Origin of the sequence: Bradyrhizobium genosp. P, from assembly GCF_049949265.1 — a bacterium.
Taxonomy (GTDB): domain Bacteria; phylum Pseudomonadota; class Alphaproteobacteria; order Rhizobiales; family Xanthobacteraceae; genus Bradyrhizobium.
In genome coordinates this window covers 2,060,219-2,075,966 of the sequence record NZ_CP188195.1, presented here as the reverse complement: position 1 = coordinate 2,075,966, position 15,748 = coordinate 2,060,219, and the positions used below count along the sequence as shown (strand labels likewise).

13 protein-coding genes are annotated in these 15,748 nt (G+C 65.4%); all 13 read left to right on the top strand.

Features of this window, described 5'->3' with window-relative positions; genetic code table 11:
• Positions 1–782: 782 nt before the first annotated feature.
• The 13 genes from ACP2YO_RS10180 to ACP2YO_RS10120 all read left to right on the top strand — a co-directional run bounded on the left by ACP2YO_RS10180 (position 783) and on the right by ACP2YO_RS10120 (position 15,747).
• Positions 783–2,033 (top strand): ABC transporter substrate-binding protein, encoded by a 1,251-nt coding sequence (locus ACP2YO_RS10180; RefSeq protein WP_426440748.1) that lies wholly within the window; start codon positions 783–785, stop codon positions 2,031–2,033.
• 138 nt (positions 2,034–2,171) lie between these two features.
• Complete coding sequence (locus ACP2YO_RS10175; RefSeq protein WP_426440747.1) at positions 2,172–2,999, top strand: helix-turn-helix domain-containing protein; 828 nt, start codon at positions 2,172–2,174, stop codon at positions 2,997–2,999.
• 115 nt (positions 3,000–3,114) lie between these two features.
• Positions 3,115–4,125, top strand: a complete 1,011-nt coding sequence (locus ACP2YO_RS10170) for a branched-chain amino acid ABC transporter permease (RefSeq protein ID WP_426440746.1) — start codon at positions 3,115–3,117, stop codon at positions 4,123–4,125.
• 1 nt (position 4,126) lies between these two features.
• Positions 4,127–5,212, top strand: a complete 1,086-nt coding sequence (locus ACP2YO_RS10165) for a branched-chain amino acid ABC transporter permease (protein WP_426440745.1) — start codon at positions 4,127–4,129, stop codon at positions 5,210–5,212.
• A complete protein-coding gene (locus ACP2YO_RS10160) occupies positions 5,205–5,987 on the top strand; it encodes an ABC transporter ATP-binding protein (protein WP_426440744.1) in 783 nt (260 codons plus the stop codon). Before ACP2YO_RS10165 ends, ACP2YO_RS10160 begins: the two co-directional genes overlap by 8 nt.
• Complete coding sequence (locus tag ACP2YO_RS10155) at positions 5,980–8,190, top strand: ABC transporter permease (RefSeq protein WP_426440743.1); 2,211 nt, start codon at positions 5,980–5,982, stop codon at positions 8,188–8,190. Before ACP2YO_RS10160 ends, ACP2YO_RS10155 begins: the two co-directional genes overlap by 8 nt.
• 3 nt (positions 8,191–8,193) lie before the next feature.
• Complete coding sequence (locus tag ACP2YO_RS10150; protein ID WP_426440742.1) at positions 8,194–9,027, top strand: phosphoenolpyruvate hydrolase family protein; 834 nt, start codon at positions 8,194–8,196, stop codon at positions 9,025–9,027.
• A 24-nt stretch (positions 9,028–9,051) separates the two neighbouring features.
• Positions 9,052–11,940, top strand: a complete 2,889-nt coding sequence (locus tag ACP2YO_RS10145; RefSeq protein ID WP_426440741.1) for a flotillin domain-containing protein — start codon at positions 9,052–9,054, stop codon at positions 11,938–11,940.
• Between the two features lie 9 nt (positions 11,941–11,949).
• Positions 11,950–12,387: an SRPBCC family protein gene (locus ACP2YO_RS10140; protein ID WP_426440740.1), complete on the top strand. Its 438-nt coding sequence runs from the start codon at positions 11,950–11,952 to the stop codon at positions 12,385–12,387.
• A 3-nt stretch (positions 12,388–12,390) separates the two neighbouring features.
• Positions 12,391–12,834 (top strand): SRPBCC family protein, encoded by a 444-nt coding sequence (locus ACP2YO_RS10135; RefSeq protein ID WP_426440739.1) that lies wholly within the window; start codon positions 12,391–12,393, stop codon positions 12,832–12,834.
• Positions 12,835–12,846: 12 nt separating this feature from the next.
• The gene (locus ACP2YO_RS10130) at positions 12,847–13,665 is read left to right on the top strand and encodes an FAD binding domain-containing protein (RefSeq protein WP_426440738.1); all 819 of its coding nucleotides are present in this window, start codon (positions 12,847–12,849) and stop codon (positions 13,663–13,665) included.
• Positions 13,666–13,671: 6 nt separating this feature from the next.
• Positions 13,672–14,151 (top strand): (2Fe-2S)-binding protein, encoded by a 480-nt coding sequence (locus ACP2YO_RS10125; protein ID WP_426440737.1) that lies wholly within the window; start codon positions 13,672–13,674, stop codon positions 14,149–14,151.
• A gap of 12 nt (positions 14,152–14,163) precedes the next feature.
• Positions 14,164–15,747 (top strand): xanthine dehydrogenase family protein molybdopterin-binding subunit, encoded by a 1,584-nt coding sequence (locus ACP2YO_RS10120; protein ID WP_426440736.1) that lies wholly within the window; start codon positions 14,164–14,166, stop codon positions 15,745–15,747.
• Position 15,748 lies beyond the last annotated feature (1 nt).

Here is a 15,748-nt window from a genome sequence, read left to right as displayed (position 1 = left end):
GAGGGGACTGGCGCCGAACCAGAACGGAACTTGCGGGGCCTGCTGTGCGAATTTGACATGGGCCGCCATCGATCGTTCGGCCGCCAGGTTGCTCTCTCGATCTTTTGATAGGATCCAACAAGAGTTCGCTTGCGCGTCGATTGCTCACGCCACGATCAATCATTGTCGCCTCTCGGCGCAGTGCGCGAGCACGAAAGGACGGCGCTCGACCCTTGGCACTGATTTGCCCGGCGAGGCAAGTCCCTACGTGAAAAATATTTCGGTTTATCTGAAGCAACGATCAGTGTATAGATTTGCCCGTCTCACCCGATTGAGGGACGCTCGCGATCGTCACGAACGCGCGGTGGGATGCGGTGGACGCCGATGTTGCGATCGACGAGCGTGGCAGATAGCGGACGGCGAAGTCGTGCAGGCCTGACGCCCTAGTGGCAGGTGTCTCATCAGCGAGGGATTAACGTCCCTGCTGATGGCGGTGACAAGCAAGCCCAGTCTCACCGGGGAGAGCACGTATAAGCCGTAACCCATCGCGCACTGGAATACCGGATCACCCGCATGCGCGCGGGTGATGACACCGGCTCTCGCGACTGACGGCACCGGCTGTTCGGCCTAGCGCCGCCTATCTCGTTGCGGCGCAACAATCAAAATGAGACTGCCCGTCAAACCACGTGAGGGTGACGACATCCGCGTCGTGCCCGCTATCGGCTAGCCTTGCGCGTAACAGCCGGACCTTCGCACCCATTGCATCAAAGCGGACGCCGGTGAAAACACCAGGGAGGAGAGCGATGTTGAAAGGCCGTGTGGGATTGATTGCATTGAGCAGCCTGTTGCTTTCGGGCACAGCGTTCGCTCAGGAGAAGATCAAGGTCGGCGTCACCGCTACGCTCGAGGGCACCTATACCGTGCTCGGCGAGGACGGCATGCGTGGCTTCCAGACCGCGCTCAACGTGCTCGGCAAGAAGATCGGCGACAAGGAGCTCGAATTCGTCGTCGCCTCGACCGATGCAACACCCGACTCCGCGGTGCGCGCGGTGCGCAAGCTGATCGAGCAGGACAAGGTGCAGATCCTGCTGTCGCCGCTGTCGGGCGACGAGGGCATCGCGGTGAAGAACTTCGCGAAGACCCATCCCGAGCTGACCTTCGTCAACGCCGCCTCCGGTGCGCAGGAAGCCACCTATGTCGATCCGGCGCCGAATTTCTTCCGCTACAACATGGACGGTGCGCAATGGCAGGTGGGCCTGGGCAAATACGCCTATGAGACCAAGGGCTATCGCAAGATCGCGACCGTCGGCGAGGACTATTCCTTCATCTACACCCAGGTATTCGGGCTGGTGCTCGAGTTCTGCGGTGCCGGCGGCCAGATCACGAACCGGCAGTGGGTGCCGCTCGGCACCAAGGATTTCGCCTCCGTCATCGCCGCTTTGCCTGATGACGTCGATGCGATTTATCTCGGCCTCGGCGGCGCTGACGCCGTCAACTTCCTCAACCAGTACCAGCAGGCCGGCGGCAAGGCGCATTTGATGGGCGGCTCGATCATGATCGACCAGACCATCCTGTCGTCGAAGGGCAGTGCCAAGAACGCGCTGGTCGGCACGCTCGCCGCGAGCGGCCAAGCCGACACCTGGGACGATCCGAACTGGCAGAAATTCGTCAAGGACTATCAGGACGCCTTCCCGCCGGCCAAACGCTTCCCCAGCCCGTCGCTGCTCGCCACCAACTATTACGACTCGACCATGGCGCTGATCCTGGCGCTGCGTCAGGTCAATGGCGACCTCTCCAACAACCAGGCCAAGCTCAAGGACGCGCTGGCGAAGATCGAGATCGACGCGCCCAACGGCAAGATCAAGCTCGATTCCAACCGGCAGGCGATCGGCACCAATTTCGTCACCGAGGTCGTCGATGACGGCAAGGGCGCGCTGTTCAGCAAGGTCGTGAAGGTGATCCCGAACGTCAACCAGACGCTGGGCTACGATCCGGCGGTGTTCGCCAAGATCGGCCTGCCCAGCCGCACGGTTCCGGAGTGCAAGAAGTACTGACGTATTTGTTGCAAGTGCGAGCAAGCCGGCCGTGGCCGACGGATGCGGTTGCATCGGGAGCCCTGCTCACCCTTGCTTTCCCTTCCCGGATGTTGAACGCTTGTCGAAAAGACAAGGACATCCCGCGGGAGGGAAGGCATGAGCAGGGCCCTTGCCGTCTTCCACGGCCAGTTCGGCCGCGCGACGGTCTATCAGTTGAACCGGCCCTTCAACGTGCATGCGCACCGCGAAGGGCACCTGATTTTTCATGTCGGCGGAACGCCGGCGCAGATCGACGTCTCCGACCAGCGCTTCCTGCTCAAAGACTGCTCCGTCGTCGCGGTCAACCCTTGGGAACCGCACAATTTCCTGCCGTCGGACGTCAATCATGGCGCGATTTTCTTCGTGCTCTATGTCAACGCCGAATGGTTCGCGCCGACGGCCGCGAACGCGCAAAGCCTGCGCTTTGGCCGCACCTTTTTCCCGCGCACCGAGGCACTTGACAAGCTGATCCGCCGCACCGCAGCGCTGGTGTGCGGTGCGCCATCGCTGCGCAGCCTCGATTGCGAGCTGCGGCAATTGATCGATTCCTGCTACGAGGAAAGCTGGCAGGCGTCGGAACCAGCGCAGGAGGCACGCGCGGCGGCGGCGATCACCGATTTCCGCGTGCGCAAATCAATCAGGCTGATGTCGGAAAGCCCCGGCGCCGAGATCGAGCTCGATTCGATCGCGCGGGCCTCCGGCCTGTCGCGGCCGCATTTCTACCGCCTGTTCCGTACCCAGACCGGCGTCACCCCGCACCTCTATATGAACACGCTGATCATGGAGCAGGCGCTGGACACGCTGGTCGCGACCGAATCCCCGATCGCCGATATCGGCTTCGATCTCGGCTTTACCTCGCAGAGCGGCTTCACCCGCTTCTTTGCCGCCAATGTCGGCATGGCCCCGACCGATTACCGCCGCGCCGCCAAGGTGTTGCGTCCCTGAGCGGGTTCCGCGGCAACGATAAAAGATACTCTCGATCAAATCCGCCGCCATTCTCCTCGTTAGGATGCCAGGAACGCGCCCCGCAGACGGTCGCGAATGAGGGTACGCGACGGAGATGACCCGGTTCATCGAACGCCATCCGGCCTGGGCGCTGATCGTGATCATCGCGATCGCGGTACTGCTGTGGCTGGTGTTTGCGATCTGGCCGCCGGGCCTGGAGGCCTCGATCGGCCGCAAGCGCGTGTTCCTCAACGCGGTGTTCAACGGCATCACGCTCGGCGGGCTCTATTTCCTGGTGGCGAGCGGCTTCACGTTGATCTTCGGCCTGATGCGCAACGTCAACCTCGCGCACGGCTCGCTGTATTTGTTCGGCGGCTATATCGGCTATGCCGTCAGCACCTGGACCGGGTCCTGGATCCTCAGCTTCATCGCCGCGTTCATCGGCGTCGCGCTGCTCGGCGTGATCCTGCAAATCGCCGTGTTCCGTCGCATGGAGGGACAGGAACTCCGGCAGACCATGGTGACCATCGGGCTCTCGATCGTGTTCGCCGATCTGATGCTCTGGGTGTTCGGCGGCGATTTCTATCAGGTCCAGACCCCGGCCTGGCTGATCGGCCCCATCCAGTTGCCGCTGCTGTCAGCGGTGAAATCCTCCGGCGAGCCGGTCTATCTGCAATATCCGCTGGTGCGGCTCGTGATCTTCGCAGCATCCGTCGTGATCGGGGTCGCGATGTGGCTCGCACTCAACCGCACCCGGATCGGCATGATCGTGCGCGCCGGCGTCGACGATCGCGACATCCTGGCCGCGACCGGCGTGCGGATCCAGCTGGTGTTCGTGCTGGTGTTCGCGCTCGGCGCGGGGCTGGCCGGCATCGCCGGCGTCGTCGGAGGGACCTTCCAGTCGCTGTCGCCCGGCGAGGACACCCGCTTCCTGCTCGCTTCCCTCGTCGTCGTGATCGTCGGCGGCATGGGCTCGATCCCGGGAGCAGCGCTCGGCGCCGTCATCATCGGGCTCGCCGAGCAGCTCGGCTCGGTCTACATCCCGACCTACGCCATCGTCGTCACCTTCCTGATCATGGTGCTCGTGCTGGCCGTGCGGCCGCAGGGCCTGCTCGCGAGGCGATGAGATGTCGCTGTTGCAGAGCACCCAGCTTCGCGTGGAGCCGGCTGCAACCGCGGCGCGGCGTGCCTTCATCCGCGCCTGGCCGGAACTGCAGAACCCGGCAGCGTGGCTGGTCGCGCTGATCCTCGTGATCATGCCGGCGATCGCCAACGGCTTCTTCCTGATCGAGATCTTCGGCACCACGCTGATCCTGGGCATCATCGCGCTCAGCCTGATGTTCCTTGCCGGCTATGGCGGCATGGTCAGCCTGATGCAGCTCACCATCGCGGGCTTTGCCGGCTACATGGTCGCGGTGTTCGGGGTGAGCGGCAACGCCAATATCAGCCTGGGCTGGCCGTGGTGGCTCGCGACCCCGATGGCGCTGGTGCTGGCGACGCTGTTCGGCACGCTCGGTGGCGCGCTCGCGGTTCGCACCGAGGGCATCTATACCATCATGATCACGCTGGCGATCGGCGCGGCCTTCTTCTATTTCACCAACCAGAACTGGGCGATCTTCAACGGCCACACCGGCATCAACACGGTCGCGACGCCGCATTTCTGGGGCGTCGACTGGCGTTCCGACATCGCCTTCTATTATGTGACCCTCGGCGTCGCGGCGATCTGCTATTTCGCGGTCCAGTATGTCTCGCGCGCGCCGTTCGGCCTCGCGCTACAGGGCGTGCGCGACAATCCCCGCCGCATGGCGGCGCTCGGTTTCAACACCAACGCGCACCGGATCGCGGCCTACGCCTTCGCGGCGTTCATCGCCGCGCTCGGTGGCGTACTGCAGGTCTGGAACTACGGGCAGATCTCGCCCGGCTCGGTCAGCGTCGGCGCCTGTATCGACGTCCTGATCATCGCCGTGGTCGGCGGCATCACGCGGCCGATCGGCCCGTTCATCGGCGCCCTGATCTTCGTCCTGCTGCGCACCTTCGCGATCGACCTGCTGGTCAAGTTCGGGCTCGACGGCAATCGTTTCCGGCTCCTGATCGGGCTCGGCTTCCTCGCCATCGTGTTCTGGTCGTCGGACGGCGTGATCGGCCTTTGGGATCGCTGGCGCCGCAGCAGCACAGCCACGACGATGCGCACAGGCGGAGGCCGCCATGGATAGCGTCGCGCAACGCCTGTCAACGGTTGGCGCCGGCGCGGCGCTGGAGCTGCGCGGTGTGACGCGGCTGTTCGGCGCGCTCGCGGCGCTGACCGATGTCACCATCACCGTGCGGCCGGGCGAACGCCGCGCGGTGCTCGGCTCGAACGGCGCCGGCAAGACGACGCTGTTCAACTGCATCACCGGCGACTTCCCGCCCTCCTCCGGCACGATCCGCTTCTTCGGCGAGGACATCACCCAGTTCCCACCCTATGAGCGCATCCGCCGCGGCCTACGCCGTACCTATCAGATTTCCGCGCTGTTCCCCGGCCTCACGGTGCAGGACAATGTCTACCTCGCGTGCCGCGGCGTGTCGCGCGGCCGGTTCTCGATCCTCCGTCCAGGGCAGAACGATGCGCTGATGCACGCGACCGAAACGCTGGTGCAGGCGGTACATCTCACAGCCGTGAAGGACCAGCGTGTGGCCGAGCTGGCCCACGGCCAGCAACGTCAGCTCGAGATCGCGCTGGCACTCGCCGGCGCGCCGCGCTTCATCCTGTTCGATGAGCCAGCGGCCGGCCTGTCGCCGACCGAGCGGCGCGAGCTGATCGAGATCCTGACCTCGCTGCCCGCGCATATCGGCTACATCATCATCGAGCACGACATGGACGTCGCGCTGCGCGTCGTCGAGAGCGTGACGATGATGCATAACGGCCGCATCTTCAAGGAAGGTCCGCCGCGCGAGATCGAGTCCGACCCCGAGGTGCAGGAACTTTACCTCGGAGCGGGCCATGAATGACCGCCGCACCGCGCCTGCGCTGGAGGTGAAGGGCCTCGATGTCTATTACGGACACTCGCATGCGCTGCAGGGCGTAGATCTCACGCTCGATACCGGCGTGTTCTCGGTGGTCGGGCGCAACGGCATGGGCAAGACCACGCTGTGCAAGGCGATCATGGGCCTGGTTCGCGCCAGCAGCGGCTCGATCCGGATCCGCGGCGAGGAGGTCACGCGCCTGAACCCGGCGCGCATCGCGCGGCTCGGCGTCGGCTATGTGCCGCAGGGCCGGCGGCTGTGGCGGTCATTGACGGTCGATGAACATCTGCAGCTTGCAGCCGGCATGCGGCGCGGTCCCTGGACCGTCGAGCGGATCTACGACACCTTCCCGCGCCTTGCCGAGCGCAAGAGCAACGGCGGCAGCCAGCTCTCTGGCGGCGAGCAGCAGATGCTCGCGATCTCCCGCGCGCTGCTGACCAATCCGCACCTCCTGATCATGGACGAGCCGACCGAAGGCCTGGCGCCGGTCATTGTCGCGCAGGTCGAGGAGATGCTGGTGCATCTCGGCGACGAGGGTGACATCGCGGTCCTGGTCATCGAGCAGAATATCGGCGTCGCGACGGCGGTGTCCCGCAATGTCGCCATCATGGTCAATGGCCGCGTCAACCGCATCATCGAGTCGGCACGGCTTGCCACCGACCGCGAGTTGCAGCAGCGGCTGCTCGGCGTCGGAACGCATGGCGTCGACGAGCTCAACGCAGAGGCCGCACCGGCCAAGGCCGAGACCGACGGCGCCCCGCAACCGATACGCAAGGGGCCGGTCCGCATCTACGTCTCCAACCCTGTGTTGCCGACGCGCTGGTCGCAGCCGGTGCCGATCGCCCGCATCGAAGCTGCGGCGCGGACGCAGTCGACCGGTGTCACTCGGTTCGAAGAGGCGACCCGTCAGCGGCGCGAGCCGCCAGCATCCCGGACGTCGGGTCCTCCTGTCGTTCTCGTCGTCGGTACGCTGGATACCAAGGGTGCGGAGTTGCGCTTCATGCGCGACATCGTCGCTGATAGCGGCCTGCGCACGCGCCTGGTCGACGTCTCGACCAGCGGCAAGGCGGCGAGCTGCGACGTCACCGCGCAGGAGATTGCGCTGAACCACGGCCGCGGCGGCGCGAGCGTGTTCGGCGCCGACCGCGGCGCCTCGGTGACGGCGATGGCGGACGCATTCGAAAGATGGTTGCGGCGTCAGGGCAACGTCGCGGGCATCATCTCGGCCGGAGGTTCCGGCGGCGCGTCACTGGTCGCGCCGGGCATGCGCGCGTTGCCGATCGGTGTGCCGAAGGTCATCATCTCCTCGGTCGCCTCCGGCGACGTCGGCGCCTATGTCGGACCTGCCGACATCACCATGATGTACTCGGTAACCGACGTGCAGGGCCTCAATTCGATCTCGCGCGCGGTGCTCGCCAATGGCGCCAACGCGCTGGTCGGCATGGTCAAGGCGCGGCTCGACGAGCCAACCGCAAAGCCGCGCGATGCGAGCCCTCATCTCCCTGCTATCGGCATCACCATGTTCGGTGTGACCACGCCGGCAGTGCAGAAGATCGCCGCCGACCTGCGCGACGACTTCGAGTGCCTCGTCTTCCATGCCACCGGCGTCGGCGGCCGCTCGATGGAGAAGCTGGTCGATTCCGGGCAACTCGCCGGCGTCATCGATCTCACCACGACCGAGGTCTGCGACCTCCTGATGGGTGGCGTGTTCCCGGCGACCGACGACCGCTTCGGCGCCATCATCCGCAGCCGCATGCCTTACGTCGGCTCGGTCGGGGCGCTCGACATGGTCAATTTCGGTGCACCTGACACGATTCCGGAACGCTATCGGCAGCGCAAATTCCACGTCCACAATCCGCAGGTCACCCTGATGCGGACCACTCCCGACGAGAACGAGCGCATGGGCCACTGGATCGGCGAGAAGCTGAACCAGATGGACGGGCCGGTGCGATTCTTCCTGCCGGAGGGCGGCGTCTCCGCCCTCGACGCGCCGGGCCAGCCGTTCTGGGATCCCGATGCCAACATCGCGCTGTTCCGCGCGCTGGAGCAGACCGTGCGCCAGACCAGCAACCGGCAGATCATCCGCGTCAAGCGCAACATCAACGATCCCGAGTTCACCGCCGCCATCGTCAGCGCGTTCCGTCCCCTGCTCGGGCGCGCCGGCGGACGGCGCAGAGTGGCGAGGTGACCCATGGCCAGATTTGAACGCGCGGCGCTGTTGAAGAGGTTTCGCGACATGGTCGCACGCGGCGAGCCGATCGTCGGCGGCGGCGCCGGCACCGGCCTGTCGGCGAAATGCGAGGAGGCCGGCGGCGTCGACCTGATCGTGATCTACAATTCCGGCCGCTACCGCATGGCCGGCCGCGGCTCGCTCGCCGGACTGATGCCCTATGGTGATGCCAACGCGATCGTCGTGGAAATGGCCGGCGAGGTGCTGCCGGTCGTGACCAAAACGCCGGTGCTCGCCGGCGTCAACGGCACCGATCCGTTCCGCGACATGGACGTGTTCCTCGACCAGCTCAAGACGCTGGGCTTCGCCGGCGTGCAGAACTTTCCGACCGTCGGCCTGATCGACGGCGTCTTCCGCGCCAACCTCGAAGAGACCGGCATGTCCTATGCGCTCGAAATCGACATGATCGCGAAGGCGCATGACAAGGACATGCTGACCACGCCCTACGTGTTCAGCGAACAGGAGGCGGCAGCGATGGCGATAGCCGGCGCCGACATCATCGTCTGCCATATGGGCTTGACCACTGGCGGCACGATCGGCGCCCAAACCGCACTGAAGCTGAAGGACTGCCCTGCACGCATCGAGGCCTGGGCCGAGGCCGCGCTCAGCGTCAATTCCAACATCATCGTACTCGCGCATGGCGGTCCGATCGCGGACCCGGCCGATGCCGATTTCATCATGAAGAAAACCCGCAACTGCCACGGCTTCTACGGCGCCTCCTCGATGGAGCGGTTGCCGGTGGAGCGGGCGCTGACGGAACAGGTTCGCAAGTTCAAGGCGATCGGCGCGCGATAGGTGCCGTGACCAAAGGAGGAAGAGATGTCCGGGATGCTGGCTGGTGAATTGATCCTCTGGCTCATCGTCGCGATCGTCGCGATCATCATCATCGTTTACGTCGTGAACTGGCTGTACCATCGCTCGTCGAAGGAGGTCTCCTTCGTCCGCACCGGTTTCCTCGGCGAACGGGTGGTGATCAACGGCGGCGCCTTCGTGCTGCCGTTCATCCACGATTACACGTCGGTCAACATGAACGTGCTACCAATGGGGATCGTGCGCTCCAGGCAGGACGCGGTCATCACCCGCGACCGGATGCGCGTCGACATCGAGGCGGATTTTTATGTCCGCGTGCAGGCTACCCGCGAAGCCGTGTCGATCGCCGCCGCCACGCTGGGCCGGCGCACCATGGAGCCGGCGCAGCTGCACACCCTGCTCTCCGGCAAGTTCATCTCCGCGATCCGTTCCGTTGCCTCCGAAATGACGATGGAACAGATGCACGAACAGCGCGGCGAATATGTCGCCCGCCTCAAGGCCAACGCTTCCGAGGCGCTGGCGCAAAACGGCCTCGAACTCGAATCGGTCGCGATCACCGACCTCGACCAGACCGATCTCGAATATTTCAATCCCTCGAACCGCTTCGACGCCGAAGGTCTCACCCGGCTGATGGAGGACATCGAGGCGAGACGCAAGCTGCGCAACGACATCGAACAGGACTCGATGATCAAGATCCGCTCTCGCAACCTCGAGGCCGAGCGGCAGGCGCTGGACATCGAACGCGAGAGCGAGACGGCTCGCCTCGAACAGGAACGCGACATCGAGATGCGCCGCGCCCTGCAGCGCACTGAAGTGGCCCGCGAACGCGCGCTCCGCGAGACCGAGGCTGAGCAGGCCCAGATCACGGCACGCGAGACGATCGAGAAGGCGCGCATCGCCAATGAGCAGGCCATCACCGAAGCCCGCATCGCGTCCGAACGCGAGACCCGGCACCGGGAGATCGAGCGGACCCGCGCGGTCGAGGAAAAGGAATTGCTGGCGCGCGAGGAGATCGAGAAAGCCAGAATCGCCAACCAGCGCTCTGTCGACACCACGCGTATTGCGTCGGAACGCGAGGTCCGCCAGCGCGAGATCGAACGCATGCGCACGGTGGAGGAAGCCGAGATTTCCGCGCGCGAATCGATCGAGAAAGCCCGCATCCAGCAGGATCGGGTCGTGACCGACGCACGCATTGCCAATGAGGAAGAGACCCGCCGGCGCGAGATCGAGCGTACCCGCGCGGTCGAGGAAGCCGAGATTTCGGCCCGGGAAGCCACCGAAAAGGCGCGCATCACCCAGACCATGACGGTCAATGTCGAGCGCATCGCCTCCGACGAGCGCACCCGCGCGCTGGAGATCCAGCAGGTGCGGACCATCCAAGAGGCGGAAATCGAGGCGCAGAAGTCGGTCGAAAGCGCTCGTATCTCGCGCGAGAAGACCCTAGCGGCGGAGCGGATCGGTGCGGAGCACACCACGCGCAAGCTCGAGATCGAACGCAACCAAGCGATCGAGATCGCCGGCATCGCGGCGCGCGAGGCCACAGAGGCCTCGCGGATCGCTCAGGAGGAACACGTTCGGGCGCTGGAGATCGCGCGCACCCGTACGATCGAGGAAGCCGACATCGCCTCGCGCGAAGCAATCGAAGCGGCACGCATTTCGCAGGAGAGGTCGGTCGCCGCCCAGCGCATTCGCGCCGAGAAGGAGACCCGCGGGCTCGAGATCGAGCGTACCGAGGCGATCGAGGCCGCCGAGTTGAAGCGGCGCGACGCCATCGAGCGGCAGCGCATCGATGTCGAGCTGGCGCTGGAGAGCGAGCGGATCGCCTCCTCCCGGACCCGCGAAGTACTCAACATCGACCAGAAGAAGGCGATCGAGCTTGCCGACGAGGAGCGCGTAATCGCGCTCGCCGCCAAGCGCTCGGAGCGCATCGATGCCGACCGGCAAGTCAAGCAGGCCGAGATCGTGGCCCGCAAGGAGGTCGACACCACGGATGTCTCCCGCGAGCAGGCGCTGGAGGCCGCGCGGATCGGGCGGCGACGCGCGATCGAGCAGCTCGAGGTCGCCCGCAATCAATCGCTGCAGGAGGCCGAGATCGCGGCGCGCGAGGAGGTCGAACGCGCCCGCATCGCCGCCGATCGTGGCCTCGACGAGGCGCGGATCGGCAGGGAACGCGACCTGCGCAAGCTCGAGGTCAACAGGGAGAAAGACGTCGAAACGGCATTGATGGAGAAGGCGATCGCGCTTTACCAAAAATCCCTCGAGGAATCCGCAGCCAAGGTTGCGGCGGAGGATGCGCGGGTCCCCGCGACCGAGGCCGCCGAACGCGTCGTCACCGCGCGCGAGAGCGAGATTGCCAAGCGGCGCAAGACCGTCGAGGTGCTGCTCGCCGAGAAGCAGGCCGAGGAGACCCGGATCGCCGCCGGCGCCGAACGGGTGCGCGCCACCGTCGAGGCCGAGGCACAGCGCCTGCTGAACGAAGCCGAGAACGTGCTCACCGACCAGGCCCGCTACTCGCTGTTCCGCCGCAAGCTGCTCGACCGCATCGAGGGCATCGTGCGCGAGAGCGTCAAGCCGATGGAGAAGATCGAGGGCATTCGCATCCTCCAGGTCGACGGCCTCAACGGCAATGGCGGAGGCGGCGGCAGCCGCAGCGCCACCGACGAAGTGATCGACTCGGCGTTGCGCTACCGCGTGCAGGCACCGCTGATCGACTCGCTGCTTGCGGATATCGGTGTCGAGGGCGGCAGTCTGGCAAAAATGCCGGGCCTGATCCGCGAGGCGCGCGACATGCAGGGCATCAAGGAGTCCGCACGGAAGGGCGGCGGCGATGCCAAGCCGGCGGCGTCGGAAGGCCCGAGCGAGCCGCGCCCCCAGCGCACGCCGCGCAAGAAGGATTGAGCTGACGTCATGGCAAGGGTCTACGTCTCCACCGTCGTCAACGCCCGCAACGACCGCGTCTGGGCCCGCGTGCGTGACTTCAATGGCCTGCCGAACTGGCATCCGGCGATCGGCGAAAGCCGTATCGAGGGTGGCGAGCCGTCGGACAAGATCGGCTGCGTGCGCGACTTCCGCCTGCGCAACGGCGACCGCATCCGTGAGAAGCTGCTCGGGCTGTCCGACTACGACATGTTCTGCACCTACTCGATCCTGGAATCGCCGATGGGGGTCGAGAACTATGTCGCGACGCTGCGCCTGACACCGGTGACCGATGGCGACCAGACGTTCATGGAGTGGACGGCCGAGTTCGACTGCGCCCCGGAGCGCGAGGCCGAGCTCGTCAACAATATCGGTGGCGGCGTGTTTCAGGGCGGCTTCGACGCGCTGAAGCGCGCGTTCGGGGGTTAGGCTGTGCCGCATATCGTCAAGAGCACGATCCTGGATGCGCCGACCGACGCGGTGTGGACCGTGCTGCGCGATTTCAACGGCCATGACCGCTGGCATCCGGCGGTCGCGACCAGCGGCATCGAACGGGCGCAGCCCTCCGACAAGATCGGCTGTATCAGAAGGTTCAAGCTGAAGGACGGGGCGGAGCTGCGCGAGCAATTGCTGGCGCTGTCCGACCTGGAACAATCCTTCAGCTATTGCCTGCTCGATACGCCGATCCCGATGTTCAATTACGTTGCGCACGTCCGCCTGCTGCCGGTCACCGATGGCGACCGCACCTTCTGGCATTGGGAATCGCGTTTCACGACGCGCGCCGAGGATAGGGACCGCATCACGCATATGGTCTCGGAAGACATCTACCAGGCCGGATTTGAAGCCATCCGCCGGCACCTCAAGGAGGCCGCGTAAGCGGATAACATCATGCCCGTCACGGTGAAGACCTTCACCAGCACCAATGAGGCCGCGGCGGCGCTGTCGTCGGATCGCAGCGCGCGCTATCTCGGTGGCGGCACGCTGGTGATGCGCGCGCTCAACGAGGGCGACATCTCGATCTCGACCGTCGTGCGCGTCAGCGACCATGCACTGACGCGGATCGATACCGGCGGCTCGCGCATTACTCTCGGCGCCGGCGTGACCTATGCGCGCATCCTGGCCGAGCGTGACCTCACCTTCCTGCACGCCCCCGCCCGTTCGATCGGTGGACCGGCGGTCCGCAACATGGGCACGGTCGGCGGCAATCTGTTTGCGCCGAACCCGTATGGCGATTTCACCGTCGCGATGCTCGCGCTCGATGCTGTCGTCTCCGTACAGGGCGGGCTTGGCAGCCGCGAGGTGCCGATCGAAGAATTCCTGCAATCGCGTGACCGGCAGGCCGGAACGTTGGTGCTGGCGATCTCCTTTGCCAAGCCGGGCAACGCCGAGGCCTTTCGCTATCGAAAGATTGCACGGATCAAGCCCAAGGGCGGCGCGGTGATCACGCTCGCCGCGTATTTGCCTGTTAACGGCAGCCGTATTGTCGGCGCCCGCGTCGCGCTCGGCTCGATGGCACCGACCCCGATCCGCGCCCGCGCCGCCGAACGCGCGCTGGAAGGACGCCCGCTCGACGCGTCCACCATCAATGCCGCCGCGGCGGCGGCCGTCGAGGGCACCTCGCCCAGCGACAGTGCGATCGCCAGCGCCTGGTATCGCCGCGAAATCGTCAGCGTCCATCTCAATCGCCTGCTGTCCGGTCAGGAATAGGATCTCATGGCCAAGACTCCCCTTCAGTTTCGCCATAACGGACGTGACGTCGCGATCTTCGTCGACGGCGGCACCAATCTCCTGGTCGCGTTGCGCGAACTGATCGGCGACATGACGCCGAAATTCGGCTGCGGCCAGGGCGGCTGCGGCACCTGCAGCGTGCTGATCGACGGCGAACTGCATCTCTCCTGCCTGACGCTTGCCGAAACGGTTGCCGGCCGCTCGGTCGAGACGCTCGACGGCATCAAGGACGGCCCCAATCTGCACCCGCTGCAACGCGCCTTTGCCGAAAACTTCGCTGCCCAGTGCGGCTACTGCACGCCGGGCATGTTGATGGCCGCGAAAGCGCTGCTTGACCGCAACCCGCAGCCGAGCCGCGCCGAGGTCGTCGAAGCGATCTCCGGCAACATCTGCCGCTGCACCGGCTATGAACCGATCATCAACGCCGTGCTCGCTGCCGCATCCGGCGGCCAGGCGCGCGCGTAAAGGGACACCACCATGCTGGAACTGCGCAAGGATCTGTTCGCCGACGAGCGCGACGACAATCTCAAGGAGATCGGCAAGGGCACCCAGCGCCAGGACATGCTCGGCCATGTCACCGGCACCTCGCCCTATTTCGACGATCACAAGCTGCAGGGCATGCTGCATCTGAAGGTGGTCCGCAGCGCGCATTCGCACGCCCGCCTGCGCCGGGTCGACACCAGCGAGGCCGAGCGCTCGCAGGGCGTACGGCGGATCATCCGCGGCTCCGATGTGCCGCGCAACCTGAACACCCTGCTCAGCCTGATCAATTTCGGCAAGGACGACGAGCCGTCGCTCGCGGTTGACAAGGTCCGTTACAAGGGCGAACCGATCGTCGCCATCGTCGCTGACAGCCCACGCGAAGCCTATGAGGCGATCGCCAAGGTCAAGATCGACTACGAGCCCCTGCCTGCAGTGTTCGACGTCGAGGACGCCCTGAAGCCGGGCGCGCCCGTCATCAACGAGGTCTACCCCAAGAACACCTTCACTTATCACGAGACCTATGATCGCCAGCAGCTGCGCTTCGGCGACGCCGATCGCGCGCTTGCCACGGCGGATCATGTGCTGGAGCAACGCTACCAGATGTCGCCGATCGAGCATGCGCCGACCGAGACCAATGGCTCGATCGCCGCGCCCGATACCAACGGCCGCTACATCGTCTACACCTCGACGCAAGCGCTGTTCTTCTCGGTCGACACCTGCGCAAAAATCCTCGACGTGCCCTCCAACACCTTCCATTTCATCGGCGGCACCGTCGGCGGCGGGTTCGGCGGCAAGGTCGATACGTTGACCGAGCCGCTTTGTATTCTCGGTGCGATGCTGACCGGGCGCCCGGTGCGCTACGTGTTCGGACGCGAGGAGGAAATGCAATATGGCCCGCCGCGCGGCGCCGAGCGCATCTACATCAAGGATGGCATGATGCGCGACGGCCGGGTCATCGCCCGCAAGGTCCGCGCCTATTTCGACAGCGGCGCCTATACCAGACTGTCGAGCTACGCGGCCGTGAAATGCGCCGCGCATCTGCCGGGGCCCTATACGATCCCGAACGTCCATGGCGACATCTACTGTGTCTTCACCAACCGCACGCCGGCGACCGCGATGCGCGGCTTCGGCGTCACGGCGATGGACTTCGCCATCGAGTGTCAGATGGACAAGCTCGCGCATCTCGTCGGCATGGACCCCATGGAGTTCCGGATCCTCAATGCGTATCGCGACGGCGACATGAAGGCGCATCGCCGCGAGGCCAAGAATACGGCGCTGATCGAATGCGTGCAGGTCGCTGCCGAGAAGGCCAAATGGCCGCTGCGCGACGAGTTCAAGCGCATGTCATCGCGCAAGGATGGCGGCGGCATCCGTGCCGCGGTGCCACTCACTCCGCGCGAAACGACCCCGCCGCCGGCCGTACCATCGCAGCAGCGCACGACATATGACCGCGCGCCGGCTGCGACGCGCGAGCCACCACCACCTCCGCCGTCGTCCCCCCCGACACCACCACGGCCGACGGCGCCGGCGCATGGCGCCGCCCGGTTCTCTTCCGTCTTTGGCACCAGGAGGCGCTGAT